Source organism: Chloroflexota bacterium, assembly GCA_035652535.1.
Taxonomy (GTDB): Bacteria; Chloroflexota; UBA6077; order UBA6077; family SHYK01; genus DASRDP01.
Map to the genome: position 1 here is coordinate 26,395 of DASRDP010000150.1, position 25,553 is coordinate 51,947.

The 25,553-nt window shown below is 65.2% G+C and carries 25 protein-coding genes, 1 tRNA gene and 1 other RNA gene; 14 read left to right on the forward strand and 13 right to left on the reverse strand.

The features are described from left to right. Positions 1-83: 83 nt before the first annotated feature. Complete coding sequence (locus tag VFC51_18335) at positions 84-1,097, forward strand: LysR family transcriptional regulator (GenBank protein ID HZT08986.1); 1,014 nt, start codon at positions 84-86, stop codon at positions 1,095-1,097. 16 nt (positions 1,098-1,113) lie between these two features. After that, positions 1,114-1,875, forward strand: a complete 762-nt coding sequence (locus tag VFC51_18340; protein HZT08987.1) for a biotin--[acetyl-CoA-carboxylase] ligase — start codon at positions 1,114-1,116, stop codon at positions 1,873-1,875. A 13-nt stretch (positions 1,876-1,888) separates the two neighbouring features. On the opposite strand, the gene VFC51_18345 is transcribed toward VFC51_18340, so the two are convergent. Genes VFC51_18345 through VFC51_18360 form a run of 4 tightly spaced genes read right to left on the reverse strand, consistent with a single transcriptional unit; the run spans position 1,889 to position 6,236 of the window. Then, positions 1,889-3,274, reverse strand: a complete 1,386-nt coding sequence (locus tag VFC51_18345) for a DUF4129 domain-containing protein (protein ID HZT08988.1) — start codon at positions 3,272-3,274, stop codon at positions 1,889-1,891. Further along, positions 3,267-4,526, reverse strand: a complete 1,260-nt coding sequence (locus tag VFC51_18350; GenBank protein HZT08989.1) for a DUF58 domain-containing protein — start codon at positions 4,524-4,526, stop codon at positions 3,267-3,269. The genes VFC51_18345 and VFC51_18350 overlap by 8 nt, the downstream gene beginning before the upstream one ends. Positions 4,527-4,531: 5 nt before the next feature. After that, entirely contained in the window at positions 4,532-5,554 is a 1,023-nt protein-coding gene (locus VFC51_18355; protein HZT08990.1) for a MoxR family ATPase, read from the reverse strand. 10 nt (positions 5,555-5,564) lie between these two features. Continuing rightward, positions 5,565-6,236: a protein-L-isoaspartate(D-aspartate) O-methyltransferase gene (locus tag VFC51_18360; GenBank protein HZT08991.1), complete on the reverse strand. Its 672-nt coding sequence runs from the start codon at positions 6,234-6,236 to the stop codon at positions 5,565-5,567. Between the two features lie 69 nt (positions 6,237-6,305). Between VFC51_18360 and VFC51_18365 the strand changes: the two genes are divergently transcribed. The 5 genes from VFC51_18365 to VFC51_18385 all read left to right on the forward strand — a co-directional run bounded on the left by VFC51_18365 (position 6,306) and on the right by VFC51_18385 (position 11,324). Beyond that, a complete protein-coding gene (locus VFC51_18365) occupies positions 6,306-6,845 on the forward strand; it encodes a hypothetical protein (protein HZT08992.1) in 540 nt (179 codons plus the stop codon). 58 nt (positions 6,846-6,903) lie between these two features. Beyond that, the gene (locus VFC51_18370) at positions 6,904-7,257 is read left to right on the forward strand and encodes an iron-sulfur cluster assembly accessory protein (protein ID HZT08993.1); all 354 of its coding nucleotides are present in this window, start codon (positions 6,904-6,906) and stop codon (positions 7,255-7,257) included. Positions 7,258-7,490: 233 nt separating this feature from the next. Further along, positions 7,491-9,281, forward strand: coding sequence for a 2-oxoacid:acceptor oxidoreductase subunit alpha (locus VFC51_18375; protein HZT08994.1), 1,791 nt, complete (start codon positions 7,491-7,493; stop codon positions 9,279-9,281). After that, positions 9,274-10,164, forward strand: coding sequence for a 2-oxoacid:ferredoxin oxidoreductase subunit beta (locus VFC51_18380; GenBank protein ID HZT08995.1), 891 nt, complete (start codon positions 9,274-9,276; stop codon positions 10,162-10,164). The genes VFC51_18375 and VFC51_18380 overlap by 8 nt, the downstream gene beginning before the upstream one ends. 50 nt (positions 10,165-10,214) lie before the next feature. Beyond that, entirely contained in the window at positions 10,215-11,324 is a 1,110-nt protein-coding gene (locus tag VFC51_18385) for a M24 family metallopeptidase (GenBank protein HZT08996.1), read from the forward strand. A 65-nt stretch (positions 11,325-11,389) separates the two neighbouring features. Here VFC51_18385 and VFC51_18390 read toward each other — a convergent pair whose 3' ends face one another. The 5 genes from VFC51_18390 to VFC51_18410 all read right to left on the reverse strand — a co-directional run bounded on the left by VFC51_18390 (position 11,390) and on the right by VFC51_18410 (position 16,432). Then, complete coding sequence (locus VFC51_18390; GenBank protein ID HZT08997.1) at positions 11,390-12,370, reverse strand: amidohydrolase family protein; 981 nt, start codon at positions 12,368-12,370, stop codon at positions 11,390-11,392. Positions 12,371-12,628: 258 nt separating this feature from the next. Then, on the reverse strand, positions 12,629-13,045 hold the full coding sequence (locus tag VFC51_18395; GenBank protein HZT08998.1) for a hypothetical protein: 417 nt from the start codon (positions 13,043-13,045) through the stop codon (positions 12,629-12,631). Positions 13,046-13,128: 83 nt separating this feature from the next. Beyond that, entirely contained in the window at positions 13,129-14,343 is a 1,215-nt protein-coding gene (gene glp, locus VFC51_18400) for a gephyrin-like molybdotransferase Glp (GenBank protein ID HZT08999.1), read from the reverse strand. A gap of 29 nt (positions 14,344-14,372) precedes the next feature. Further along, positions 14,373-15,512 carry a DEAD/DEAH box helicase gene (locus VFC51_18405; protein ID HZT09000.1) on the reverse strand — a complete coding sequence of 380 codons (1,140 nt, stop codon included), beginning with the start codon at positions 15,510-15,512 and terminating at the stop codon, positions 14,373-14,375. Positions 15,513-15,616: 104 nt separating this feature from the next. Then, positions 15,617-16,432 (reverse strand): chlorite dismutase family protein, encoded by an 816-nt coding sequence (locus tag VFC51_18410; protein ID HZT09001.1) that lies wholly within the window; start codon positions 16,430-16,432, stop codon positions 15,617-15,619. 42 nt (positions 16,433-16,474) lie between these two features. On the opposite strand from VFC51_18410, the gene VFC51_18415 reads away from it, so the two are divergent. Beyond that, the gene (locus VFC51_18415) at positions 16,475-17,014 is read left to right on the forward strand and encodes a gamma carbonic anhydrase family protein (protein HZT09002.1); all 540 of its coding nucleotides are present in this window, start codon (positions 16,475-16,477) and stop codon (positions 17,012-17,014) included. 103 nt (positions 17,015-17,117) lie between these two features. On the opposite strand, the gene VFC51_18420 is transcribed toward VFC51_18415, so the two are convergent. Further along, positions 17,118-17,861: a hypothetical protein gene (locus VFC51_18420; protein ID HZT09003.1), complete on the reverse strand. Its 744-nt coding sequence runs from the start codon at positions 17,859-17,861 to the stop codon at positions 17,118-17,120. Between the two features lie 95 nt (positions 17,862-17,956). Then, the gene (locus VFC51_18425) at positions 17,957-19,534 is read right to left on the reverse strand and encodes a sigma-70 family RNA polymerase sigma factor (GenBank protein ID HZT09004.1); all 1,578 of its coding nucleotides are present in this window, start codon (positions 19,532-19,534) and stop codon (positions 17,957-17,959) included. A 205-nt stretch (positions 19,535-19,739) separates the two neighbouring features. Between VFC51_18425 and VFC51_18430 the strand changes: the two genes are divergently transcribed. Beyond that, positions 19,740-20,729, forward strand: coding sequence for an FHA domain-containing protein (locus tag VFC51_18430; protein ID HZT09005.1), 990 nt, complete (start codon positions 19,740-19,742; stop codon positions 20,727-20,729). Positions 20,730-20,861: 132 nt separating this feature from the next. Here the strand turns inward: VFC51_18430 and VFC51_18435 are convergent, their stop codons facing one another. Beyond that, complete coding sequence (locus VFC51_18435; GenBank protein HZT09006.1) at positions 20,862-21,542, reverse strand: metal-dependent transcriptional regulator; 681 nt, start codon at positions 21,540-21,542, stop codon at positions 20,862-20,864. 24 nt (positions 21,543-21,566) lie between these two features. Beyond that, on the reverse strand, positions 21,567-22,445 hold the full coding sequence (locus tag VFC51_18440) for a xanthine dehydrogenase family protein subunit M (GenBank protein ID HZT09007.1): 879 nt from the start codon (positions 22,443-22,445) through the stop codon (positions 21,567-21,569). A gap of 107 nt (positions 22,446-22,552) precedes the next feature. On the opposite strand from VFC51_18440, the gene VFC51_18445 reads away from it, so the two are divergent. The 5 genes from VFC51_18445 (at position 22,553) to ispE (ending at position 25,523) form a co-directional block, all read left to right on the forward strand. Beyond that, a tRNA-Ser gene (locus VFC51_18445) sits at positions 22,553-22,640 on the forward strand. A 177-nt stretch (positions 22,641-22,817) separates the two neighbouring features. After that, positions 22,818-23,405, forward strand: a complete 588-nt coding sequence (locus VFC51_18450; protein HZT09008.1) for a Gmad2 immunoglobulin-like domain-containing protein — start codon at positions 22,818-22,820, stop codon at positions 23,403-23,405. A 33-nt stretch (positions 23,406-23,438) separates the two neighbouring features. Further along, an RNA gene (gene ffs / locus VFC51_18455) (signal recognition particle sRNA large type) lies at positions 23,439-23,705 on the forward strand. A gap of 68 nt (positions 23,706-23,773) precedes the next feature. After that, positions 23,774-24,613, forward strand: coding sequence for a 16S rRNA (adenine(1518)-N(6)/adenine(1519)-N(6))-dimethyltransferase RsmA (gene rsmA, locus VFC51_18460; protein ID HZT09009.1), 840 nt, complete (start codon positions 23,774-23,776; stop codon positions 24,611-24,613). Beyond that, positions 24,606-25,523 carry a 4-(cytidine 5'-diphospho)-2-C-methyl-D-erythritol kinase gene (gene ispE, locus VFC51_18465; GenBank protein HZT09010.1) on the forward strand — a complete coding sequence of 306 codons (918 nt, stop codon included), beginning with the start codon at positions 24,606-24,608 and terminating at the stop codon, positions 25,521-25,523. Before rsmA ends, ispE begins: the two co-directional genes overlap by 8 nt. Positions 25,524-25,553 lie beyond the last annotated feature (30 nt).

Sequence of the window (25,553 nt, forward strand, 5' to 3'; positions counted from 1 at the left end):
GATGCACATGTAGCGCGAAGCGAGCGCCTATGCTATGATCGCGCCCAATCTGTGGGCGCGCTACGCCCGCGACGGAGCGAATTGTGAACCTTCGCCATCTTGAGGTCTTCTGCGCGGTGGTCGGGTGCGAGAGCTTCAGCGCCGCGGCCGAGCAGTTGATCATGACCCAGCCAGCTGTCAGTATGCAGGTACAAGCGGTCGAGCGGCATTTTGGCGTCCAACTCCTCGAACGTCGCAATCGGCGCACCGTGCCAACAGAGGCAGGCCAGGTTGTATACAAGTGGGCCCTCAACGTGCTGCGCACGGAATCCTTGGCGCGCAAGGGGATCGACGACCTCAAACACGCGCAGGCGGGGCGCGTCGTGGTTGGCTCCAGCATGACCATCGGGAGCCATGTCCTCCCACCGATCCTCAGCCGGTTCAAGCGCCAGCACGCGGGCGCCGAGATCGTGGTCCGTCTGGGTGAGCGTCCGGAGATCTGCGGGGAGATCATCAACGGCACCATCGACTGCGGGGTCGTCATCGCTCGCGAGATTCCGCCGGACTTGAAAGTCGAGCCGCTGGGCAGAGAAGCGGTAGTCTTCATCTGTGGCCCCGGCCATCGGCTTGCGCACCGGAAGCGCGTGTGCATCGAAGATCTCGAGCAGGAGTCGTTCATCCTGGCGCCGAGCGGGTCCAGCTATCGTCGTCTGATCGACGAGCTGCTGGCAGAGCAGGGTTTGCGCAAGGTCACGGTGTTCATGGAGCTGGATGGGACCGACAGCGTTAAGCGGGCGGTCCAGCAGGGCCTGGGAATTGGCGTCGCTCTGCGAAGCGGCGTCGAGTGGGAGTTGGAGCACGGACTGCTCCACGAAGTGCCGATGCGGACTGCGACGCCGCTTGTCGACATCGGGCTCGTCTACCATCCGCGCCGCCACCAGTCTCCGATGATCGAATCATTTACGTCGTACCTCAAAGATCAGCTCAGCGAGCAGCTCCGTCGCTCACGCGAGCGAGCCAGCGCGGTGGCCTGTAGCGAGCTGGTGCGGGCGGGCCGTAGGTCCGCGCGACGGGCCGCGGTCTCCACCAACGGTGCAACGGATTCCGATCCCCACTGATGCGCTTCGGTCGGCTGTGAATCGCGACGACGCGGCCGTCGAGCGCTGGATCATCCCCAGCGGCTGGACCCTCAATTATGCGCCGCTGACTGACAGCACGAACGATGACGCCAAGCGCGCCGCGCGCGACGGCGCCCGCGATAGAACGCTCTTCGTCGCCGACGAGCAGCGGCGAGGACGCGGCCGAATGGGAAGGACGTGGGTCTCGCCTCCCGGAAGCGGGCTGCTCTTTTCGTTGGTGCTGCGTCGCGATCTCCCGCCCGTCGACCTGACGGCACTGTGCTCGATCTCGGTCGTCGAAGCGATCGCCGATGCGACCGGCCTCTCGGCGCGGATCAAGTGGCCGAACGACGTCATGCTCGGCGAGAAGAAGGCCTGCGGCCTGCTGACCGAGGTGGTCCCTCAGACTGGCGGCCGCGCGACGATTGTCGGTATTGGCATAAACGTCACCGCGCACCCTGACGGAACTGGCCTGGGCATGCCCGTCACGTCATTGGCCGAGGAATCGACTGCCGCCATCTCGCGGCCATCCCTCCTTCGGGCCATCCTGGAACGGATCGATCGCCGGTACGCGCGCGAGGATGCGTCGCTCTTCGCCGATCTGAGATCCGAATGGGAGCGCCTGCTGTGGCGCAAGCGACAGACGGTGCGCGTTTCACAGGACGGCCCCACCGTCGAGGGGATCGTCGAAGGGATCGCGCCGTCAGGGGCGCTCGTTCTCCGCCGCGACGATACGCGCCTGATCGAGATCAGCGTCGGGGACGTCTTCGCCGTTTAGCCAACGCTCGCGGCTATCGATGAAGGGCCGCTTCGACGTCCGGCGGCGCGTCCCGAAGGACCGCTCGCAGGCGGCGCACCGCCTGCCGCACCTCTTCGGCGGACGGAACGGGCGTTGATTCGTCCGAGTACCGAGCGACGGAGTACGCCCGCGCGATCTGCGCGAGATCCGCGGCCCCCGCCGGCAGGATCGATGCGAGGAGGCGCCCGTATTCGCGCGGCGTCTCGCCCGGTGCTCTCGGCACGCCGGCGCGCGCCATGGCCGATTGGAATGCGCGGTAGGCGCGCCGAATCTCGACCCGGACCCCCTGGCCGACGAGGTCGTCGCCGTCGGCCGATTTCCGACCGAACCATCCGAGAAGTGCCGCCCGGCCACGCGGCAGGCGCTGGCGCACCTCCTCGATCTCATCGCGTCGCGACGCGGATGCATGGCCGACGAGACGGTGAAAGACGGCGATCACAATCACACAGAACAGCAGCGTGAGTGTGGCGGCGACGAGGACGGTCAAAACCTCCGGAGGGCCCTGGGGCGCCTGATCTTCGATCTTGGGACGGGATTCTTCCGCTCCGCGCATGTTTTGGACGATCGCGCTGGGGTCCGCGCCGATCGTCTCCGCGAGCCAGCGCAACGCCATGGCGATGGCTTCGGCAACGTGTCCGAGCGCGAGGAGCAGCGCATCCGTCAACGGTCTCGCCTGGCGACCAAGCGCACCGACGGTCCGGGCGGAGCCCAGAAGAAATCCAGAGGAGAGGATGCCCGTCAGGCCCGCCGCGCCCACCATGAGGAGGATCGTGAATCCTCCTGCGACCATACCCCATCGGGACGGGGTCAGCTCGCGCGCCTCGACTCCCATTGCCTGGATGAGCAGGAGCGCGGCGATGGCAAGGGCGAATGTGGTGACGACGGCGCCAAATCCCAGCCGCTGCACGGCGCCGGTCAGCGGAAGAAACACCAGAACGGCGCACAGCGCGCTCGTCGACACCGCGATGTGTCCAATGACGCGTTCGCGGGTGAGTCCCGCGGCGAGGGCAAGTCCGCGTCCCCAGAGGTACGCGATGAGGATGACCAATGCGATCCCGGCGCCACGCAGGTCGGGCTCGTACGTTCCGATCAAGAGCTGGGGCGGAACGGCAACGCCGGCGTGCACCGTCCCGATGCCGAGGGCGAGGGCCAGACCCCCGGCGATGAGCAACAGCCGGCGCCGCTCAAGCGCGATATCCGAGATCACCAAAATCCGAACGGTCAGCCATGCGAGCGCCAGGATGAGGACGACTCCGATCAACGACGGATACCGTTGGCCCGCGACTTCCGAAATGGCGGCAGCCAGAAGCCAAACCCACACTCCCTCGATCGCGCTGATGCACAGCACGACACCGAAAACGCTGACCGCCTTAGCCAATTTTGGACCCTGCCATCTGCTCATATTCGAACTCGACGTGGGGGAGAAACACGGAGCGGATCCGGGGGTCCAGCGGGACCGGGCTCTCTTCGCCGAGGAAGCACAGGCTAACGTCGTGGCCTCGGCGGCGGATAGCGGCAAGATTGTCCGCGCCTTCCTCGTCGAGGTACGCGGTGATGGCGAGAATGCTGGCTCCAAATGGCATTTGACGTGCTATCTGGTGGATAAACTGGCCGTAGCCCATCGTTGGTATGGGCGATAGGCGCGCGAGGAGAGAAAGCGCATCTTCGAGCTGCGATGGGCGCCGATTTGGCCGCAGAAAGACCTGAAAGTCCTCCATATCCGCCCCGCACGCGTTGACTGCCAGACCCACCGCCTCGTGGGCTGCCAGCGCGTCGCGCACCGCTGCTGCGGCCACTCCGATGGCCGCCTCGAGCTTTGTCGCGTCGTATCCCTGCCACGTGTATTCCATTGTCTGGACGTTGAGGACGACGATGCACGTCGGCTGCGTTGTGGGCGCGAAGACGCGCGTTTGCAGCTTCAAGCGACGGGCCGAGGCTTTCCAGTCAACCAGCCGACGCGGGTCACCAGGGAGATAGTCGCGAATCCCGACAAACCTCGCCGGGTCCTCGAGCGCCGGTGGCCGGGCCGTGATCCCCCCGTGCGGGAAGCGCGAGTCTACGTCGATGGGGGGCGCAACGGCCAGGCGAGGGTAGACGATGAGAGACCGGGTTTCCGGGGCGCGAAGGTGAACCGGAAACATCCCGAGCGGGTCACCGGTCTCGATAGCGGTCGGCCCCACGACGTAGTGGCCGCGCGCGCGGCACGTAAACCGCTGGCGAAGAACGACGCGCTCGTTCCGCCCGAGCGACACGGTTCGTCGGCGGACCCAGCCCTCGTCGCTGGAAATCTGTGGAGGTCGCCCCGCGGGGTCCTCGCTGTTCGCGGTATGGAGCGCTGCGCCACGCACCGGGACGATCGCCGCCGGTACGTGCTCCTCGATGCGGACCCACGGCAGCGGAAAAACCCTTCGATTGACAACCTCCACGACGTACGTCGTTTCTTCGCCGGGGAAGATACGCGGAGGATCGAAGAATCGGCGGTAGCTGAGGGCCTGCGTTGCCCACCGCGACCATGCGGCAAGTCCGACAGTGGTGACGAGGAGCAAGCTGACCAGCATGATGAGCGACGCCTGACCGCGAATGATTCCGATAAGGAGGACGATGGCGAGAAGGGTGATGACGCCGGCCATGAAGCCTACTCGTGGGTTCGTGGCTGAACGGGCATCTGCTCGAGGCTTCCATCTCCGGCGGTCCGGCGCTCGCCGGCGCCAATCGGCTCAGCCGGGACGGGAAGCGATTCCAGGATCGATCCAAGCACGCGCTGCGCTCCGGCGCCTCTCAGTCGATGCTGATGCCGGAGGACCAGGCGGTGAGCGAGGACGGGCTCCACGAGCCGCTTGACGTCGTCCGGTGTGACGTAGGCTCGCCCGCGCAGCGCGGCCAGGGCCTGCGCGGCGCGAAAGAGCGCGAGGCTCGCGCGCGGGCTCGCGCCCAGCTCGACGGACTCGTGTTCTCGAGTTGCTCGGGCGACCGCGACCACGTAAGCGGCGATCTCGTCGGCGACGTACACCTCACGGACCTCGCGGCCGGCCGCGACCACGTCGTCGGCCGTGGCTATGGGCGTCACTGGCTCGGGTTCGTTCGGTCCGGCGAATCGTCGGAGGATCCGAATCTCGTCTTGCTCCGAAGGGTAGCCGAGCGAGAGCCGAAGGAAGAAGCGGTCGAGCTGTGCCTCCGGAAGGGGAAAGGTGCCCTCAAGCTCGACCGGATTCTGCGTCGCTATCACCAGGAATGGCCGAGGCAGTGGCATCGTGTGGCCTTCTACGGTCACCTGCCGCTCCTGCATTGCTTCCAGCAAGCTCGACTGGGTGCGGGGCGTCGCGCGGTTGATCTCGTCAGCGAGGATGACGTTCGCGTGGACCGGCCCGGCCCGAAATTCGAAGTCGCCGCTCCGCTGGTTGAAAAAGAAAAGCCCGGTCACGTCGGTGGGGAGCAAATCTGGCGTGAACTGGATCCGGGCGAATTGGCAGTCCAAACATTGGGCCACGGTGCGGGCGAGGGTCGTCTTCCCAATCCCTGGGACGTCTTCAACCAGAATGTGGCCTTCGCAGAGCAGGGCAACGGCAAGCAGCTCCACGGCATCGTCGTGTCCGACGATGACTCGCCTCACTTGGGCGGCGAGATCTTCCCCAAGCTGCGCGATCGACCGAGTGGGCATGGGCGGACGTTCAGTTTCGCCGGGAGGGGTCGAGGAGGGGAAAGCCGGCCGCTCCGCGAAGGGGGACAAAGCGCACGCCGCCAATCTTACGCGAGCTGAATTGATCACCGTCACGGCGCGTCAGCACCAGCTGCTGCTCGTCGATGGACCCTACCGGCGCGACGAGCCGCCCGCCGTCCTGCGCGAGCTGGTTCAGGAGGGCGGGCGGGAGGCTTGGCGACGCGGCCGTCACGACGATGGCATCATATGGAGCGAGGTCGATCCATCCCATGCTCCCGTCGCCGAGAATGACGCGCACATTGCGACACCCGAGTCGCTGCAGGACCCGAGCCGCCCGCTGGGCGAGGGTGGCTCGTATCTCCACGGAGACCACGTCCGCGGCAAGCTGCGCCAGGACCGCCGCGCCATACCCCGAGCCGGTGCCGATCTCGAGGACGTGCTCCTCCCTTGACGGACGCACCGCCTGCGCCATATGGGCGACGACCATCGGTTGGGAGATGGTTTGCTGCTCGCCAATGGGTAGTGCGATGTTTTCGTACGCGCGGGACTTGAGCGTGCTGGGCACAAAGGCGTCCCGGGGAACGCACGCGACAGCACCGAGGACGCGCTCGTCCGTGATCCCCCCCGTCCGAAGGTCGCAGAGCAGTCGCTCCTTGGCGGACGCATTAAAACGCGCAAACATTGATGCGATCTGCCCCCAGCGTTGCAGAATTCTACCCAATCCCGCACGTAGTGGTTGCCGGAGGCGCATTTGTGGTCCGCCCCACGCGATTCCGTGCCGGCTCCGTCCGTGATCGTGGGTTGGACCGGGCACCGGCCGGACGTCTTTCGCGACCCATCGGAGGCGCGGGACCGGGTCGAGCAGCTGGCTCTCGGAGCGTACGGTCACACCGACGTTCGCTTCGTTTGCGGCGGCCAGCGCGGGGTGGATCTGTGGGCTGCTGACATCGCGCAGCGATTGGGGATTCCCTTCGAGCTGGTGCTCCCGGTCCCCCCTTCATCGTTCAGCAGTGAATGGGACGATCAGGAGCGCGCGCATCTCCTCGCGCATGTCTCGCGGGCCGAGCGCGTCACCGTCCTTGATCCGCGTGGCGAGCGCGGCCTGCTTGCCTACGATCGCCGGAACGAGGAGATCGCGTATCGTTCTGAGCTGCTCATCGCGGTATGGACGGGGATGCGACGCGGAGGCACATTCTACACACTCTGCGCTGCCAGGCGGCGCGGAATCCCAACGCGAAGCGTCCTGTTGGCTCCGACGCTCGACCCGCTCGAGCCCGGACGCGGCGTATAATGGATCAGCCAGCATCGACCGCGGTGACACCGCCGCGATGATTCGATGGGAGGGACGAGTGATCACGCTGACGGAGACGGCGGAGCGGGAGCTGCGTCGTCTGGTGATGGATCAAGATGCGAAGATGGCATTGCGCGTGTTTGTTTCCCCTGGCGGCTGCTCTGGTATGAGCTACGGAATGGCGTTCGACGACGAGCAGCAAGAGGGCGACCAGATCATCGATCACGATGGCATCCGGATCTGCGTCGACGAGATGAGCGCAATGTACCTCGACGGGTCTGAGATCGATTTCGTCGACCAGCTCATGGGGGGCGGCTTCACCATCCACAATCCAAATGCCGTCCGGAGCTGCGCCTGCGGTCATTCCTTCGACACCGGCAGCGACGCCGCGAGCGCTCGCCCCTGCAGCTAAGGGGCGATTTCGAAGGGTTCGGTGGAGGGGTCCCGCGCAGGGGCCCCTTTCATTTTCCGACGGTGAATGGAGCCACCGCTGACCCGGCCGCGGGTTGGGTGGTGCTCGGTGCGGCCTGCGCGTGGTTCGTCCATTGAGCGCCGGAGCCTGTGGTAGAATCGCGTGAGTGAACAAGGTACGAGAATTCAACGGACGGTACAGACAAAACTGGGCCGCAAAACAGGGAGTTAAACGTGTCAGTAGTGGTCAACAACGTCACGTTCAAGATGGGTGGCGAGGCGGGCCAGGGCGTCGAATCCAGCGGCGCCGGGTTCACCAAAGCTATCTCCCGCGCGGGCGTGTTCGTCTACGGACTGCAGGACTATATGTCGCGAATCCGGGGCGGCCACAACTTCTTTCAGATCCGCGTGAGCGACCGTGACATACAGGCCACCGAATCTGCGGTCCACGTGCTCATGCCCCTCGACGCTGACACCGTACGTGAGCACCTCCACGAAGTCGTTCCCGGTGGCGCCATCATCATGGATGCGCCGTTGAAGGTGGAGGACGCGCAGATCGCCGACCGTGGCGTCAAGCCGATCCGGCTCCCGCTCACGGAGATCGCTCAGCGCGAGGGGGGCGACCGAGGCATCCCGCTGACGACGGCGAAGCTCATGATGAACACGGCATCCATCGGCGTGGCGGCCGGAATCACGGAGCTGCCGTTCGAATACATCGAACAGGTCATCGTGGAGAACTTCGGGGGCAAGAAGGGCTCCAAGATCGCCGATGCGAACGTAGCCGTGGCGCGGGCCGCGTATGACGAGGCGCTCCGCGAGTTTGCGAGCGACTTCAGCTACAAGATTCAGCCGATCGTCGCAAACCCACGGATGGTTCTCAATGGAAACCAGGCGATCGCGTTTGGCGCTGCCGCGGCGGGGTGCCGATGGATCTCGATGTATCCCATGACGCCCGCCACCTCCATCACGGAGTGGCTCGCCTCCCACAGCCGGAAGCTCGGCATCGTGGTGAAGCAATGCGAGGACGAGATCACAGCGATTCTCATGGCGATCGGCGCCGCCCACACCGGCGTTCGCGCGATGACCGCGACGTCCGGGGGCGGCTTCTCCCTCATGGTAGAGGCGGTTGGTCTCGCGGCCATGACCGAGACCCCGCTGGTCGTAGCCATTGCCCAGCGCGGCGGCCCGTCCACGGGTCTTCCGACGAGGACGGAGCAGGCGGACCTCCAGTTCGTCCTACACTGTTCGCAGGGCGAATTTCCACGGGTCGTCCTCACGCCTGGCACCATCGAGGAGTGCTTTATCGCGGGTTACCGCGCCTTTAATTTCGCCGAGAAGTACCAGTGCCCGGTCTTCATCCTGACCGACATGAACCAGTCGACCGCGGTGCGCGCAATCGACCCGGAACGGATCAATTTAGACGCGGTGACGATTGACCGGGGCGAGCTGCTCACCGACGCGGATCTCGACGCCCTGACCGAGCCATACCTGCGGCACAAGTTAACCGAGTCGGGCGTCTCGCCGCGCGCGGTGCCGGGCCACAAAAATGCCATCGTCCTCACCACGAGTGACGAGCACTATGAGAACGGCCAGGCGGTAGAAGAAGCGGAGATGCGCAGGCTCCAGATGGACAAACGGATGCGCAAGCTCGATCTCGCCGCCCACGACATCCGGGATCCGCTGCTCGAAGGCCCGGAGTCCGCGGACCTCACCCTGGTCGGGTGGGGCTCGACCTACGGTCCGATCCACGAGGCGCGTCTCCTCCTCGAGAAGGACGGGTTGAGTGTCAACCACCTGCACTTCCACGAGGTTTGGCCGCTTCCCGTGCGGCGCGTAGAGCAGGTGCTGAAGAATGCGCGGCGATCGGTATGCGTGGAGAACAACTTCACCGGACAGCTGGCATTGGTCATTCGCATGATGACGGGGATCGAGATTCCCCACAAGGTTTTGAAGTATGACGGCCGGCCCTTTACCGGCGATGAGGTAGCGCAGAAGGTGCGCGAGGGAGTATTGGCGCATGTCTGAGGTCGTAGACGTCAAGGTTGACGCGAAGGCCTATCGAAGCGAGGAGAAGCCCACCTGGTGCCCGGGATGTGGAGACTTCGGGATTCTCGCCTCGCTGACCCAAGCGCTCGTCGGTCTGAATCTCTTTCCGCACCAGGTGCTGCTGGTCTCGGGGATCGGGTGCGGCAGCAAAGTCCCGTACTACATGCGCGCCAATGGATACGACTCGTTGCACGGGCGAGCGTTGCCAGTCGCGACCGGTGCGAAGCTGGGGAACCATGACCTGAAAGTTGTGGTGATCAGCGGCGACGGTGACGGATACGGGATCGGCGGCAATCACTTTGTCCACACCATGCGCCGAAATCCAGATCTGACCCACATCGTCGAGAACAACCAGGTCTACGGGCTCACGAAGGGACAATATTCGCCGACGAGCCCCAAGGGTTATATCGGGGGTACGTCACCCGAAGGCGCCATCGAAGTGCAGACGAACCCAATCGCGCTCGCTGTCGCAGGGGGCGCGACGTTCGTGGCGCGCGGATTCGCTGGCGACCCCAAGCACCTGACCCAGACGATCATGAAGGCGCTGAGGCACAAGGGCTACTCGCTGGTCGACATCCTGCAGCCCTGCGTGACGTACAACAAGATCAACACGTACGACTGGTACAAGGAGCGGGTGTACAAGCTCGACGACGAGCCGGGGTACGACCCATCCAATTACGGCGCCGCGTGGGAGAAGGCAAAGGAGTGGGAAGAGCGCATTCCCATCGGGGTAATCTACCAGGAAGAAGGGCGCCCCACATACGAGGAACAGGTGTCGCAGCTCCGCGAACGTCCCCTGAACCGCCAATCGGTCCACCAGGACCGCGACGTGCTGGAATCCATTAAGCGCGAATTCTTGTAAATCGAACGATGGGGGAAACGGATCGGAGGGCGTCCTGGGACGATGCCCGCATGCGGAAGGACCGGCTGGCGCTGCTCCAGTCCGAAATGAAGCGGAGGAGCGTCGGGGCCCTCTATATCGGCAGTGGCGTCACGCTTCGCTACGTGCTCAACCAGAAGGTGCCCGGGTCGCAGGTGTTCGTCCCCGCAAGCGGAGAGGCGATCGTGTTCGTGCGTCCCCGAGACGCGGGGTACGTCTCCCGAATCGGCGTACCGATGCGCAAGCCCCTCGGCCGCGGCTCCGAGGCGCTCGACGACGGCCGCGAAGCCCTCGTCGGCGGACTGAAGGATCTCATGCGCGAGCACGGGGTGGGCGGCGAGCGGCTTGGAATTGACGGGCTCGAAACTGGCGCGGTGCTTGATCTCGTCCACGGCGGCTTTGATCTCGTGGACGCCGAGCCAATAATCGAGCGTGCCTGGACGGTGAAGACGCCTGACGAGGTCGCGATCTATCGAGCCGTCGGAGCCCAGTACGTCACGACCTTCAACTCCTTCCGAAACGCGATTCGACCAGGGGTGACAGAGCGGATGCTGGCCCACGTCGTGACCTCGACCTGGGAGGAGCTCGAGGGTGAGGACATCGCGCAGCTCAACGTGTGCGCGGGCGAGAATATGAATCCCTGGAGCAGATGGCCCACCAACCGGGTGCTGAAGGATGGGGACTTTGTCGGCATCGACCTGCACGCACGAGGTCCGGGTGGCATGCGAGGGGACGAATCAACGACATTTTTCGTGGGCGACCACCCATCGGCCGAGCAGCGCGACCTATACCGGCGCGCATCCGACTATCTCGAGGCAACACTCCCCATCTGGAAGGCTGGCCGCACCATTGCCGATGTCATGGCAGATGTGCCGGAGGTCCCGGACCGATTCCGGGAGAAGCTCTGGGACCTCAACTACGCTCATGGCTGCGGTCTTGGGTCCTCCGGGTATCCGCACGTGAATCCGCGCGAGACGCCGATCGATGACGTACTCCGAGAGAACCAAGTGCTCTCCATCGAAGTCTATTTTGGCGAGGAAGGTAGCACCCAGGCGGTGAAGCTCGAGCAGATGCTGCTGGTCCACGAAGATAGCCCAGAACTTCTCGGACCCATCCCCATGGATCGCCGCCTCATCAGCTAGCGCGCGTCCACCGCGCGTGGCGGTGGCCACGCTTGCGGACACCAGCGTCCAGACGATGTCGCCCCTCAGGCCACTTTCATCCGGCTGTAGACGCGCTTGGGATTCGTGTTGAAGATCTTGACCTTATCCTCGACGGAAAAGTCCTTGAGCCCATCGATGAGTCCGACTACGTCCACCCGCAGCGCCGCGCCGATCTCCGTACCAAATACCATCGAGTCGATCCCGTGTTGTTTGACAGCCGTATCCATGAAGGAGCCGTCGTACACGCACGTATCGAAAAAGAGGTTGTTGAAGTACTTTTCGCGGACCTCTTCGCGTGGCGGGTGGCCGTCCCGAATATCGGAATTGAAGTGTCGACTGAGGCCGCCGCCGGCGTGGCAGATCACAACCTTGAGGCGGGGGAACACCTGGAACACGTCCGTCGCGATATAGAGGAGCGTGGCAAGGTACTCCTCCCAGACGTTGTTGATCTGGTAGTTGTGGGGGATCGCTCGGACCCGTCGGTCTTTGGTGATGGACGGGTGCACCAGCAACGGGACGTCAAGCTCCTGCGCCTTCTCGTACAGTGGGTACCAGTACTTCTCGTTCACGCCCGGCACGTCGCGCATCCCACTCGGGTCCGGATTGAGGAGCGCGCCCACCATGCCGAGATCCTTCACCGCGCGCTCCAGCTCTTCGACCAAAAACGACGTGTCCGGATGCTCGTTGGACTGGGGCAACTGGGCGATGCCACCAAATCGGTCGGGGAAGAGCTTCACGCTTTGCGCAATGACGTCGTTGGTCACACGGCACCATTGCTCCTGGATGTGAGGGGATTCCCAATGAAGCATGGCGACCGGTCGCGGGCTCACCAGTTGATAGTCGATGTTTCGCTTGTCGAGGGCCTCGATGTGCTCGAGGAGGGACTCCCGTAGCTCGTCGTCCGACAGGTTGTACTGTTGACGGCCCGGACTCCGAAGGGACATCAGCGTCATGGCAAAGTTTCGAAAGCTGTCCGGCGTGGTCATATGGCCGTGGACGTCGATAACCTTCTGTCCCTGATACATTCGCTCTCCGCATCATGTGGGATTGATGGCGCGCAGCGCGGGCGGTCTGCCGCGATTGGGCAGTCGCCGCCGTGGCTGTCGGTGGCTCGCGGGCACATCATAGCCGACCTGTCCGCTGTGCGCTACGCGCGCACACCCGACGGACGCGTCGCGGCCCGCGAAGGGCAGTCGGGTCGGAGGGGGCCGAGGCCGTGCGCTACGCGCGCACACCCGACGGACGCGTCGCGCGGCTGGCAGGCACATGCAGGGTGGTCGGATTCACCCCCCGCCGCTGAGGCCGCCGAGAAATGCCCCAGCTCCCGCGAGACAGAACGAGTAGAAAAAGACTGCGACGTCTACGACGGCGACAAAGAGCAGCGTGGCCGAGTCTTTGCCGATCGTTCCGATGACCATCAGGATCCCCGCGACGATCCAGGCGATGATCGCCTCCCCGACGGCGAGGGTCAACGCGATCGAGGCGATGTGCTTACCGCGCGCGTGAACGCGTGTCGCGGCGAAAAACCCGCCGATGCCGGGCCCCAATGGGCCGCTGACGAAGTGAATCCCCGGAGGGATCAGACAGAGGATCGCGATACCGACCCCGAGAAGACCGGACCTGATGTCGCGCCGAATCGATGGCGCGGGCGCCTCGGGCGGGCGCGCGTCTGGAGCGTCGGTCGTCGCTGTTTCGTTCACCGTGAGCACCCCCAGTGCGATGAGTCGGACCACATCTCCTGACGGTCTGGCGAAGGCCACTGGGCGAGCGATGCTCGGCGGTGCTACTCCGTCTCGATGGGCCCCGTCAGGACGGCGTCTAGCGGCTCGCCCGCCCGCACCAGGCCGTCCCCCGGCTCGAGGATCACCATGGCGTTATGGCCCACCATGGACAGCAGGCGACTCGAGATCTGTGAGCCGGTGCTGCGGGCGAAGAGTTGGCCGTCTCTCCAGCGAACGATCGCCCGGTGATATTCCAGGCGGTCGCCACCGCGGCGAAAGTCGTGCTCCGCGATTACTTGGATGCGCGGGCGCATTGGGTGTGGATCGCCCTGCATCCGCCGAAGCGCTGGCCGCACGAACACTTCAAATGTGACGAGGGATGAAACCGGGTTGCCCGGTAGGCCGAAGGCGAGCTTATCGCCCACCTCCGCGAACGTGAGCGGCATGCCCGGGCGAAAGGCAATTCGGCCGAAGTGCACTTTCCCGATCTGCTCGAGCGCCGGCTTGATGAAGTCTCGGTCCCCGACAGATACCCCGCCGGACGTCACCAAAACGTCCGCCTGGGCGATTCCGTCCCGCACCTTCGTCGCCTGAAGGTCTCGGTCGTCCTTCACGTGTCCCAGCGAGACGGGAATGCCCCCAGCCTCAGAGATCGCGGCCATGATGGCGAATCGATTGCTGTCGCGGATCGAGCCCGTTGGCACCAACTCCCACGGCTCCACGAGCTCGTCGCCCGTCGAAAGCACGGCCACCGTCGGCCGGCGATAGCAGGAAACCTCCGTGCAGCCGAGGGTCATGAGCAGGCCGATCTCAGCAGGCCCAATGATGGCGCCACGGCTGAGCATAACGTCGCCCTTGCCCACGTCGATGCCGATGCCCCGAACGTTCTCGTTCGCGCGGACGGGCCGTTCGAGGCGCACCGTGCCGTTCTCGAATCGCGTGTATTCGATCATGGCCACCGCGTCCGCGCCGTCGGGGATAGGCGCGCCAGTCATGATTTTGGCAGCTGTGCCCGGTTCGACCCGCGGCTCGGCCACCACGCCAGCCGTGATCTCGTGAATCACGCGTCGAACCGGCGCCGGATCCGCGGCGATGACAGCGAACCCGTCCACGGTTGAGGCGCGAAAGGGGGGTACGTCTTCGGGTGACACGACGTCTTCGCCGAGCACGCGGCCGATGGCATCTGCCGTTCTGACTGGCTCAGTTGCAAGGGGCCGAGCGACGGAATTGACGATCGCGAGCGCTTCGTCGACGGGAACCAGTTCGTATTGGCTCATGGAGCTCTTCCCCGTGAGGAGATGCTCGGTTACCGGTGGACCGCGTACAGGTCGAGGATCGCGGGCTCGAGGTTGTCGCCCGCAACCTTCTTAATGGCCTCGAAGGCGTCGAGGTCCCACTCGCTGACGAACGTGATCGCCGTGCCGTGGCGCCCCATTCGCGCCGTGCGACCGATACGATGGACGTACGTCTCCGCGTCTTCAGGAATATCGTAGTTGATCACGTGCGACACGTGGAGGATGTCGAGACCCCGGGAGGCGAGGTTGGTGGCCACGAGAAAGTGCACCTTGCCGGCGCGAAAGTCTTGGAGCGTGCGCTCGCGCTCCGCCTGACTCAGGCTGCCGTGAATGGCTCGGACCGGGAGACGGCGCCGCTGCATCTCGCGGGCGACTCGATCAACCGCGACCTGGGTGTGGCAAAAAATTATGGCGCTCCGCGGCTCTTCGCGCTCGATGACCTCGAACAACGCCGCCATCTTGTCGCGGTTTGCCACCTCGTAGCAGAGCTGTCGAACGGTGGCGACAGTTCTCTCCTCCGGAGCGATGGTGACGTGCTGGGGATCGCGCATGTAGCGCGCGGCGAGGCGCCGAACGAGGGTCGTGATGGTCGCGGAGAAGAGCCCGGTCTGACGGGCGCGGGGTGTCGCGCGGATGATCTGCTCAACGTCCGGCAGGAATCCCATGTCCAGCATGCGGTCCGCCTCGTCGAGCACGAGTACGGAGACCGAAGCCAGTCTCAGGTGGCCGCGGCGCATGAGATCGAGAATCCGCCCGGGCGTACCGACGACGATCGACGCATGCGGGATGGCATCGATCTGCGCCTTCATCGATGATCCCCCGTACACAGCGCAGATGCCGACGTCCCGATACTTCGCGAGCCGGGTTAGCTCTGCGACAATTTGTGTGGCCAGCTCGCGAGTTGGCGCCAGGATCAGCGCTTGAACGCCCGGCGCCGACGGGCTGATTGCCTCGACGATGGGGATGCCAAACGCCGCCGTTTTTCCGGTGCCCGTCTGGGCCTGAGCGATGAGATCCTGGCCGGCGCGGAATATGGGAATCGCGGCCTGCTGAACAGGGGTGGGCTCTTCGTAGCCAATCTCCTGGATCGCGCGTGCAATTTCGGGGTTGAGGTCAAACGCCTCGAATCCCACCGGGATTGTTTCAACCAATCTGACAAAGCCTCCCACGAAGCGCGCAGTGGGCAAAAGAAAAGGCACCCCACCCCCGGTGGAGTGCCTTTGCAGTGCGGACCTTGTGCGTCATTCAGCCATTATTATACGCGAATTGTCTCCCGTGTCCCGGTTGGCGCGCTGACGCGCGCGTCGCGGCACAACGCCTCGAGAATCTCTCGAACTGGCATCGAGATGCACGTAAACATCGGCGTGTCCCGCAGCGTGTAGGCGCTGGATTCGGTCTCGCGAAGCTCTTGGACCAGATCCAGGAAGTCGGCAGGGTAGTCTGATTCGAACGCGACGACGAATTCTTGGTCATCCAGCCCAAAGGAATACGTCGTGTTGATCTTGACCGTCGGGTACTTGTGACCCATCGCGATGTGCACGGTCATGATCCGCTGACGCTCGGCCTGTGAGAGCAGGTACCAGGTGCGCGTCTTCACGAACGGATACACGAACAGGTACTTTGCGCCACCGGGCGCGATGGTCAGCCGCGTGCCTTCCTGACCCTCGTGCGTGTGCTCTGAGACGTACATCGAGTGCTTGGTCATGGAGAGAAACGCGTGCGGTGTCTCGATGTACCGGCCGAGCTGGGAGGATGAGATGTCGGCCGCGATCTCACCGAAGTCATCCAGATTCTCGCTCACCTGCCAGAGGAGAAAATCACAGTCGGGCCGGGTGCCAATGGTCGAGTATGTGCGCAGGAGGATTCGGCCCGACCAGCCGTCGACGATGTCAGCGAACTCGGCCTTCGCCGAGGCGCGGTCCCCTGGCGAGATCCGTCGCCAGAGAGGATCGACGCGATAAAAAGCGAATCGCACGTACTGTCTGCGCTCGCGACTCATATATGCCTCGCCAGGGATGAATAGCATGTGGCGCGGTGCGACAAAACCCGCGGCGTATTGTACCATCGACATTTTTGAGACTCCGCGCGCATATCAGCGCGGGAGGGAGAGCACGTGATCGTCGAGTGGCACGGCACACGGCCGCGGGTCGCCCCGGGCGCCTTCGTCGCTCCCAACGCGACCCTCGTCGGTGACGTCACGGTCGAGGCCGGCGCAAGCATCTGGTATGGGGCGGTTCTTCGTGGGGACTTCGGCGCGATCGTCGTTCACAGCGGAGCGAACATTCAGGACAACGTGGTGGTGCACGTGGACGCATCGCACCCAACCACCGTCGGACCCGACGCCACCGTCGGCCACGGCGCGGTGTTGGAGGCATGTGCTGTCGAGCGCGGAGCCGTCATCGGCATGAACGCGGTGGTGATGAACGGCGCGGTCGTCGGCGAAGAGGCGATGGTGGCGGCCGGCGCGATCGTCGGGGAGGGGATGGTCGTTCCACCTCGGCACCTCGCTGCAGGCGTCCCCGCGACGGTGAAAAAGGAGCTGTCCGGCCGCTCGCTCGAGTGGGTCCGGAGGGCGGCGCCGGAGTATCGCGCGCTCGCTGAGTCCTACCTGCGCGAGGGGCTCAGTGACCGTGCCGAGCCGAGGGGCGCATAGCGCCGGCGTTCGTGAACGCTTCCGGCCTGATCCACCGCTTCAGCTATCCCGGATCCGCGCTACCGATCCGAGACGCTGCGCGGTCAACCCGAACAGTTCGGTCTCACCACGCGTCGGACAGCTCGACTGGAACCTGCGGTATCGTCCGCCCGTCGATCTCACGGATCGTTGGCATGACCGGTGCGATCGGCTTCGTTCTGGCGAAATGCAGCACGCTCGCGACGCTCCGAAATGGTTCGAGCCGCCGAAGGTGCTGGATCGTCGCGAAGTGCAGCGCGAGCGAGCCGCGCGCGTGCAGCGCGAGCGCCGATTCCACGTCGATCCACATCCCTTCCGCCATCTCTCGCTCGCTGGGCGTGGCGAGTGTGTCCGGTGAGACAGCCGCCAGGAAGAAGCGCGTGTCGAATCGCTGGGGAACCGGTTCAGGCGTGATCCAGTGCGCGTAATACGTGAGGCACCCGAGGTCGAGTTGGGCACCATGCTCAACCGCGATCCGGTGAAGCGGTACGCCGCGCTCGATCTCACGCCTGCGCGCGACGATCTGGGTCACTGCGGCGCTGGGGCTCCCATTGCAGGATTCCGCGCACGCGGCCGAAGGGTCGCTCGCGAGGACGATGCCCGTCTCTTCAATCACCTCGCGGAATGCTGCCACGTAAAGGGCGAAGCTCTCGGCCGGCGTGGGAGCGGGCGAATCCGGCGGTCGCGCCAGAGCCGCGTGGGCATCGTTCGGGGTGAAGCATGGGCTGACCGTCGCATTTTCGGGGTCGCCGTCATCCGGTCGCACCGTACCGCCGGGGAATACCCAGAAATCTGCCAGCACCGGGCTTTCGGCGCTTCTCCGCAGCAAGAATGTATCCCATCGGCATCCAGCCGGGTCGGTCGGGCGAACGAGCACAACCGTAGCGGCCGGGCGTGCAGGAGCCGGCGCCATGAGCGGTGGAGCTAGTGGAGAAATTCGCGGAGGTAGATCGCCTCTCTGGGGCGCCGCAATCGCCGGAGCGTATCATCTTCGATCTGGCGGATACGCTCGCGGGTGAGACCGAACTCGCGGCCCACTTCTTCAAGCGTCCGCGGTCGCCCATCGAGTAGGCCAAATCGCAGAATAAGGATTTGCGACTCGCGCTCGGGCAGCTCGTGCAACAGGTCCCAGATTTGACGCTTCAAAATTTCGTACGTGGCCACGTCGGCGGGGACGGCGGCATTCTGGTCCTCGATGATGTCCCCGAGGCAGTGCTCCTGATCGTCCCCAATTGGCGTCTCGAGGGAGATCGGCTGGCGTGGCACCCGGCGCGCCTGCATCACGCGAGACGATGCGCGGGCGATATCGGCCTGAATCTCGTCGGGGAGTTCCTCAGGGTGCATGAGGACCTTCGCCTCGAGGATCCGCGCCCGGCGGGCCGGGTCCGGCCACTCCTCCGGATCCAGGTCGGGGCAGATTGTGGCGATGAGCGAAAGCTCGGTCGACGGCTCCAAGAGGCCCATCATCAGGGCCGCTTCCGCCGGGCTCGGGTCTCGACCAAGGCGTTGGGTGAGGTCGATGGACACCTGTGTGAGGCGGCTGACCGTCTCGACCATATGGACCGGAATGCGAATGGTTCGGGAGTGATCGGCGACCGAGCGCCCGACCGCTTGACGGATCCACCAGGTCGCGTAGGTACTGAATTTGAACCCGAGCCGATGGTCGAACTTGCCAACCGCCCGCATGAGGCCAAGGTTCCCTTCCTGAATCAGGTCGAGCAACGACATCCCGCGGCCCAGGTACTTCTTCGCCACGCTGACGACGAGGCGCAGGTTCGCTTCGATGAGCTGTCGCTGCGCTGCGTTGGCGTGCTGTTCGATCTCCTCGAAATCGCGGCAGATTTCGCCGTGAGCGGCCTCGCAGACCGCGGCGATCTCCTCGATTGTCGGAAGCTCTTCGGCGCTGCGCTCCCCCAGCGCACGGTAAATGGCCCGGGGCAAAAGCCGCGTCGCAATGGAGAACTGAACGATTCGGGACACCGCGTCCGCCTCTGAGATTCCGAGATGCTCTGCCACGATGGAGACGGTCATTCCGTCGATGTGGTAATCGATCAGCTCGCGCAGTCCCGGGTCCTGGAGGAGGGATCGAGCGGAGGCGGTGTCGAGTACGGCGAGGCGGGTCAGGGCAGTGGCAACGCCGAAATTCTGGGCCACCTCAGCAAAGATGGCGATGGCGGTTGCTGTGTCGTGGTCGACGGAAAGCCCCGAATCGCCGATGCAGGCCCGAATGCGGTTGAGGTTGACAAGCTCTTCGAGGCGACAGGCGAGCCGCTTTTCATCGGCGGCGGTGAGGAGCGGGACTTCGTGGATCTCCTGGAGGTACATTCGGACGGGATCATCCGAAGGTTCGATGGCCTCCGCGTTCGCCGCCAGGAGCGGATCGTGCGCGTGGGCCGCGTCTTCTCCGTCGTCGTCGATCCATACCGCGTGCTCGGCGACGTCGAGTCCGGAACCCGCGAACGGGTAGCCATCAACCAGAGGCGTGATGATCGGCTGTTGCATTCGGCCTCGCCTTGATGAGTAGCACCTTGTAACTCATTCGTGCCCCCGCGTGCAAGGCGCCGGGCGGCCAATTGTCCGGTTACGGGCTTTTGATGCAGGCAGATGTTGCAATCGTTCTCCTATGTGTACAATCGCAACGAGTTTAATGCGCGAGGACGCACGTGTTACGCAGCCAACGACGTGGGACGGGGAACGAGGTCGTTGGGTGAGCGCGACCACGACGGAGCCGCTCGCGTTCATCGTGAGCCTCAATGAAGAGCGCGGGGGCGTGCAGTTACCGATCCTCGGCCCTTCGTTCTCCATAGGTCGCGACGGCACCAATAACCTTTGCGTCGCCGACGATCAGGCTGTGTCCCGTCACCACTGTGTGATACACGTCATGGGGGCGTCCCTCATGATCGAAGACTGCAGCAGAAATGGGACGTACCTGGACGGAAAGCGCGTCGCGGGAATCGCGCCCCTCCCGGTTCCCGCTTCCGTCTTGGTCGGGCACACGCGGTTGGCCGTCGTGCCGAACCGCGCCGACGACGGCGACGTCACCTCTATCATCGAGACGTCCTTCTCCACGGAGGACAGCGTCATCATTCCCGGCACGAGCTTCCTGCGCATGCGAACCGATGCCTACCTCGTGGTCGACGTCGTGAACTCCACGCGCCTCGTCCAGGCAGATGGTCCATACTTCGCCAAGCTCATGCTCGCGATGGGTCGCGCCCTCGAGCGTTCGCTGAAAACGGAGAGCGAGCCGTTCCTCAAGTGCACCGGTGACGGGTATTTCGCGTGTTTCGGGTCCGCGGGCTCCGCGCTCGACGCAGGCATGCGGCTGGCGCCCACTCTCGCCAAGCAAATGCCCGTGAATGCGCAACTGTCCATCGCACTTCACTGGGGTCCATCCCACTTGACAGAACAAGGGGACCGAATCGGCAACAACGTCCACGCAGTCTTCTCACTGGAGCAGCTCCGCCACGACGACGCGGCTCTCGAGGAGGAGATGGCATCGCAGTCGACCGCCGATCTGGTGCTGATGACGGAGCCATTCTGGGCCGAGCTGGCAGATTCGGATCGCGCGCTCGCGCGCCCGCTGGGTCTGTTTCGCCTCAAGGGGATGGATGAGGGGATGCGTGTCTACCGCTGGATGCCGCCTGCCCGCGAGCGGGCGAACGAGCTGCGCCAGACTCCCGGTTCGCACGCTGACTGATCGTGCGGACGCGAGCCACGACGGGGTGTGATGACCGCCCGCAAATCAGTCGTGTTGTTGGCAGCGCGTCTGCGCCCTGCGACACAGCGCGGGGTGGACAGTTCAGCTTCCTGTACCATGGGCGGGCTCGCCTTACCCGTCGTTCGATACGCGCACCCAGATCTTGTGGGCGACTGGCAGGCTGATGGGGACTGATTCCTCGCCTCGTCGAAGCACGATCATGTCGTTGTACGGTTCAACCTCTGCCACGTCGAACTCGCGCCCCGGGAGCAGCCCCGTTCGCTGAAAATATCCCAGGAGATCCCGGTCGCTCTCGGCGTCCTCCGATATCCGCTCGATGATCGCGTGGTCACCGGCCTTCGCATCCTCGAGGCGCGTGGCGCCCGAGGGCGTCGTGGGCGCGTAGCCGGGAATGGGGCTGCCGTGCGGACACGTGGTGGGGTCGCCCAGAATCGCCAGAATGCGCTCCTCAACTTTCGGGGAGATCGCGTGCTCGAAGCGATGGGCCTCCTCGTGCACATCCGCCCAGTCGATGCCGAGGATGTCGATGAGCAGGCGCTCCGCAAGCCGGTGCCGGCGCACCATCGTCTCTGCGCGCTCGTGGCCGACGTCCGTCAGGACGACTTCCTTCTGCGGAGTCACGGTGATGAGGCCGTCGCGGGCCATGCGGTGCAGCGTGGCCGTGACTGTTGGTGGAGCGACGCTCAGCGCTTCTGCCAGGCGGGCGGCGATGACCGTGCGGCCTTCGTGCGAGATGGTGTAGATGTTCAACAAGTAGTCTTCGACGGTTTTTGATGTCTTATCTTCGATCACGAAACACCATCCAGCTTTTCGATGTCACACCCTCGCGTTCGCTTGCGCTCGTTGGACTGCCTGGTCGAGGGAGCGCCGTGCGTACACCTCGGCCATCGCCTTTCGATACTCGCCACTCGCCATGATGTCGCTTTCGGGCGCGATATCCGCGCACGCGGCGCGCGCGGCCTCGCGGATCCGTTCCGACGTCGGCTCGTGTCCGACGAGGACCTGCGCCGCCTCGGCCGCGAAGCGCGGCGTCGCATCGACTCCGGCCAGAGCAAGGCGCACGTCTGCGCACGCGCCGCGCGAGTCGAGGGCGACACTGGCTGCTGCCGCGACGATCGCGAAATCTCCCTTACGCCGAACCAGCTCCTGGAACGACACGCCAGCGCTGGGCGGCGATTTCGGGAAGCGCACGTGCGTCAGCAGTTCGCCCTCCCCGATCGCCGTGGTCAAGTATGTGACGAAGAAGTCGGCGGCGGAAACCTCACGAGTGCCGGCCGCGCCGGCCAGGCGCATCGTTGCCCCGAGACACGTCGCCACGGTCGGGATCTCGGCAACCGGATCGGCGTGGGCCACGCTGCCACCGATGGTCCCACGATTGCGGACCTGCCGATCGCCGATCAGCGGCATCGCTTCTGCCAGGAGTGGACAACATCGCCGGACCGTGGCGCTGCTAAGCGCCGCCGCGTGGCGCGCCGTGGCGCCCACGACCAACTCTCCGTCCACCTCTTCCATCGAATCGAGAGAGGCGATGCCGTTGATGTCCACGAGGACAGATGGCCGCGCAAGACCGAGATTGATGAGGGCGATGAGGCTCTGACCGCCAGCGAGGACCTTTGCGTCCGGCCCACTTGCGCTCAGGATCTCGATCGCCTCGGGGACGGACGCCGCACGCCGGTACTCAAACGTCGCGACCATGCGCTCTTCCTCCGGCCGCGGAACGCCTATGGGTAGCAAGATGATACCAGAGGGCGGATTTTGCCGGGACGCGCGACCGACCCGTAGAATCGTGGGGCAATGGTCGAGGAGAGGTCGCCTAGCGGCCTAGGGCGCTCGCCTGGAAAGCGAGTAGGGGGCAACCCCTCGTGGGTTCGAATCCCACCCTCTCCGCCACGAGGCGCGAGGCAGCGCATTCAGCAATTTGCGCGCATCGTCCTCGCCGTTGTGGTCGGCACGGCAAATACCGCGTGCCTACTCGCGGGTCAGCAGACGACGGCTCGATCGACCCCCACCGTCACGCCCATTCGCATCGAGGTGCCACGCTCAGCGGACCAAACGCGGAGCCCGGCTGTGACTGCGCAGCCCCCGCCTCCAACGCCCGCCGTCCCCACGGTCGCCCTCACACCGACGCCCGTTGCGTTGGGGACTCGCACGGCGCTCGAGTCCCCGACGGCGGCGGCTGGCCCACGGTATACCGTGCAGCAGGGAGACACGCTCTACGGGCTGGCGCGCCGTTTCGACGTCCAGCCGAGCGACATCGCTGGGCCGAACGGGCTCTCGCCGGACGCTGGGCTGCGCACAGGCCAGTCGCTCCTTCTGCCCGCGGGCACGTGGTCCGACCATATGGCGATCCGCGTGACTCAACCGAACCCATCTGCGCGGGTCACGTCGCCGATCGTCGTTCGTGGCACCGCGGCCACGTTCGAAGGGTTGGTGGTGGTGGAGGCGCAGGATTCTGCGGGCACGCGCTTGGCCCAGGTGTCCGCAAAGGCGGCGAGCGCCGATGCTGGGCTCCACGGTCCCTTCGAAGCCTCATTGTCCATTCCGGCATCGACGGGCGATCGGGCGATCACGATCCTCGTCTACTGGCCGAGCCCCCGGGATGGCAGCCCGTCGGACGAGATCCGTATTCCGGTCACCGTCGCGCCAGCCGGTTGACGCCCGCTCGGGCGCCCCATAGAATTCATATGGTCGTGCTAGACGGGGAGCTAGCGGTGCCCTGTACCCGCAATCCGCTCTAGCGGGGTTGAATTCCTGCCCGAGGTCGGGCGTTGTCCGGACAGCTCCTGGTCGGGCGGTGTTGATGGTTCGGTCCTGCGCGGCAGAGACCTGTGAACCCCGCCAGGTCCGGGAGGAAGCAACGGTAAACGGTGCTCTCTGGGTGCCGCAGGGGTGCCGGGCCGGAGCAAGCCAGCCAGGGAGGCGCGGGGAGCGTTCCGATCGACGGCAGGTGCACGGCCCAGCTTCACCATATTGTCGCTTCGCCGCTTGTGCCTCTCACGGCGGCCGCCACGAATAGCAGCCCGTTGACAGACATTTCTCCGTTCTCACCCGCGGCCGCGTTGCACGCCATCGACCGCCGACCAGACCGTCGCTTGTCCCAGACGTTCCTCTGCGAGGCCGGCGTCGCGCGCGCAATGGTTGCGGTTGCGGGGATCGCCTCGCACGATCAGGTCCTCGAGATCGGCCCTGGACTGGGGATGCTGACGAGGGAGCTGGTGCGAACGGGCGCCCGGGTCGTGGCGGTAGAGTTGGATCGAACGCTCGCCGAGGCGCTCCCCGGCGCGCTCCGCAATCCCGAGAATCTGCGCGTCGTCCATGCAGATGCGCTCCAGACCGATGTGGCCGAGCTGGTCGAGGAGCCGTTCACCGTCGTGGCCAACCTGCCGTATCACGTCGCCACGCCGCTGCTCTTCAAGCTAGCCTTTCGGCGGCCTCGCCCTCGGCGCATCGTCGCCATGGTCCAGCAGGAGGTCGCTCAGCGCATCGTCGGGCGAGGGGCCAATGCCGACTTTCTGTCGGTCGCGTTCGGCCTGATGGCCGAATCAAAGATCGTCCGACGCGTCTCGCCCGGCTGCTTCTTCCCCATGCCGAAAGTGCAGTCGGCGGTGCTGCGGCTCGATCTGCTCTCAGAACCGCGCGTGGAGGTGGACCCTGTCGAGCGATTTCTCGATTTTCTCCATGCCGGCTTCGCGCAGCCGCGGAAACAGCTCCACAATTCTCTTGGCGATGGGCTTGGCATAGATCCCGTCGAGGTCCAGGAGGCCGCTCGCCGGGCGTCCATCAATCCAACCAGCCGTCCCGGCGCTCTTTCCCTCGGGGACTGGGTGAGCCTGTATCGGGCAGTGCGCGGCAGCGATGGCTAGCACGTCCCACGCGGAGGCAGTCGTGCGCGCCCACGCCAAGATCAACCTATGCCTCGAGGTCATCGGTCGACGCGCCGACGGCTATCACGAGGTCGCAACCGTGCTCCAGACCATCGACCTCGCCGACCGCCTGCGCATGGTCAGGGCAGATCATGTGCGATTGCAGTGCCACGGCATGGAGGTCGAATCGGACAACCTGATATTGCGCGCCGCCTCCATGCTGAAAGCGCGCCTCGGCGTTCGATGGGGATGCGAGATCACGTGCTGGAAGCGGATCCCGATCGCCGCCGGGCTGGGCGGGGGCAGCGCCGACGCCGCCGCCACGCTCGTCGGCCTCAATCGGCTCTGGGACCTCTCGCTGACGCGCGCGGAGCTGATGGAGCTCGCGTCGGAGATTGGCTCCGACGTCCCCTTCGCCGTGCACGGGGGCGCGGCACTCGCCCGCGGGACGGGAACAGCCCTCGACCCGCTCCCCGACGCGGGTCTCCACTGGCTGGTCCTCGTTCCCCTGGAGGCTGGATCGCCCCGCAAGTCCGCCGAGATGTATCGTGCGCTCGGGGTCGCCGACTTTACGTCGGGGGCGGCCGCCCAGCGCTTGGCCGACTCCCTGGCACGGGGGACGCTGCAATACGGCGACGTGGGATCGGCATTCACGCGCCCGGCCCTCCAGCGCTGGCCGGAGGTGGGCCGCGCGATGTCCGCGCTCCAATCGACGAACCCGCTCGGCGTCTCGGTGAGCGGCGCGGGCCCTTCCGTATTCGCCCTGTATCAGAGCCGGCGGGACGCGGATCGGGCGTGCGCGACGGCGCGGGCGGCGGGAATCCACGCGTCGGTGCACCGGTTCGCCCTACAAGACGATTCTTGGGTCGGTTCAGACGTCTCAAGCGGGAATGGCGCGGCCGCGAGGTAGTGAGCCGCATCGCGGCCGGTCCACGGCCGC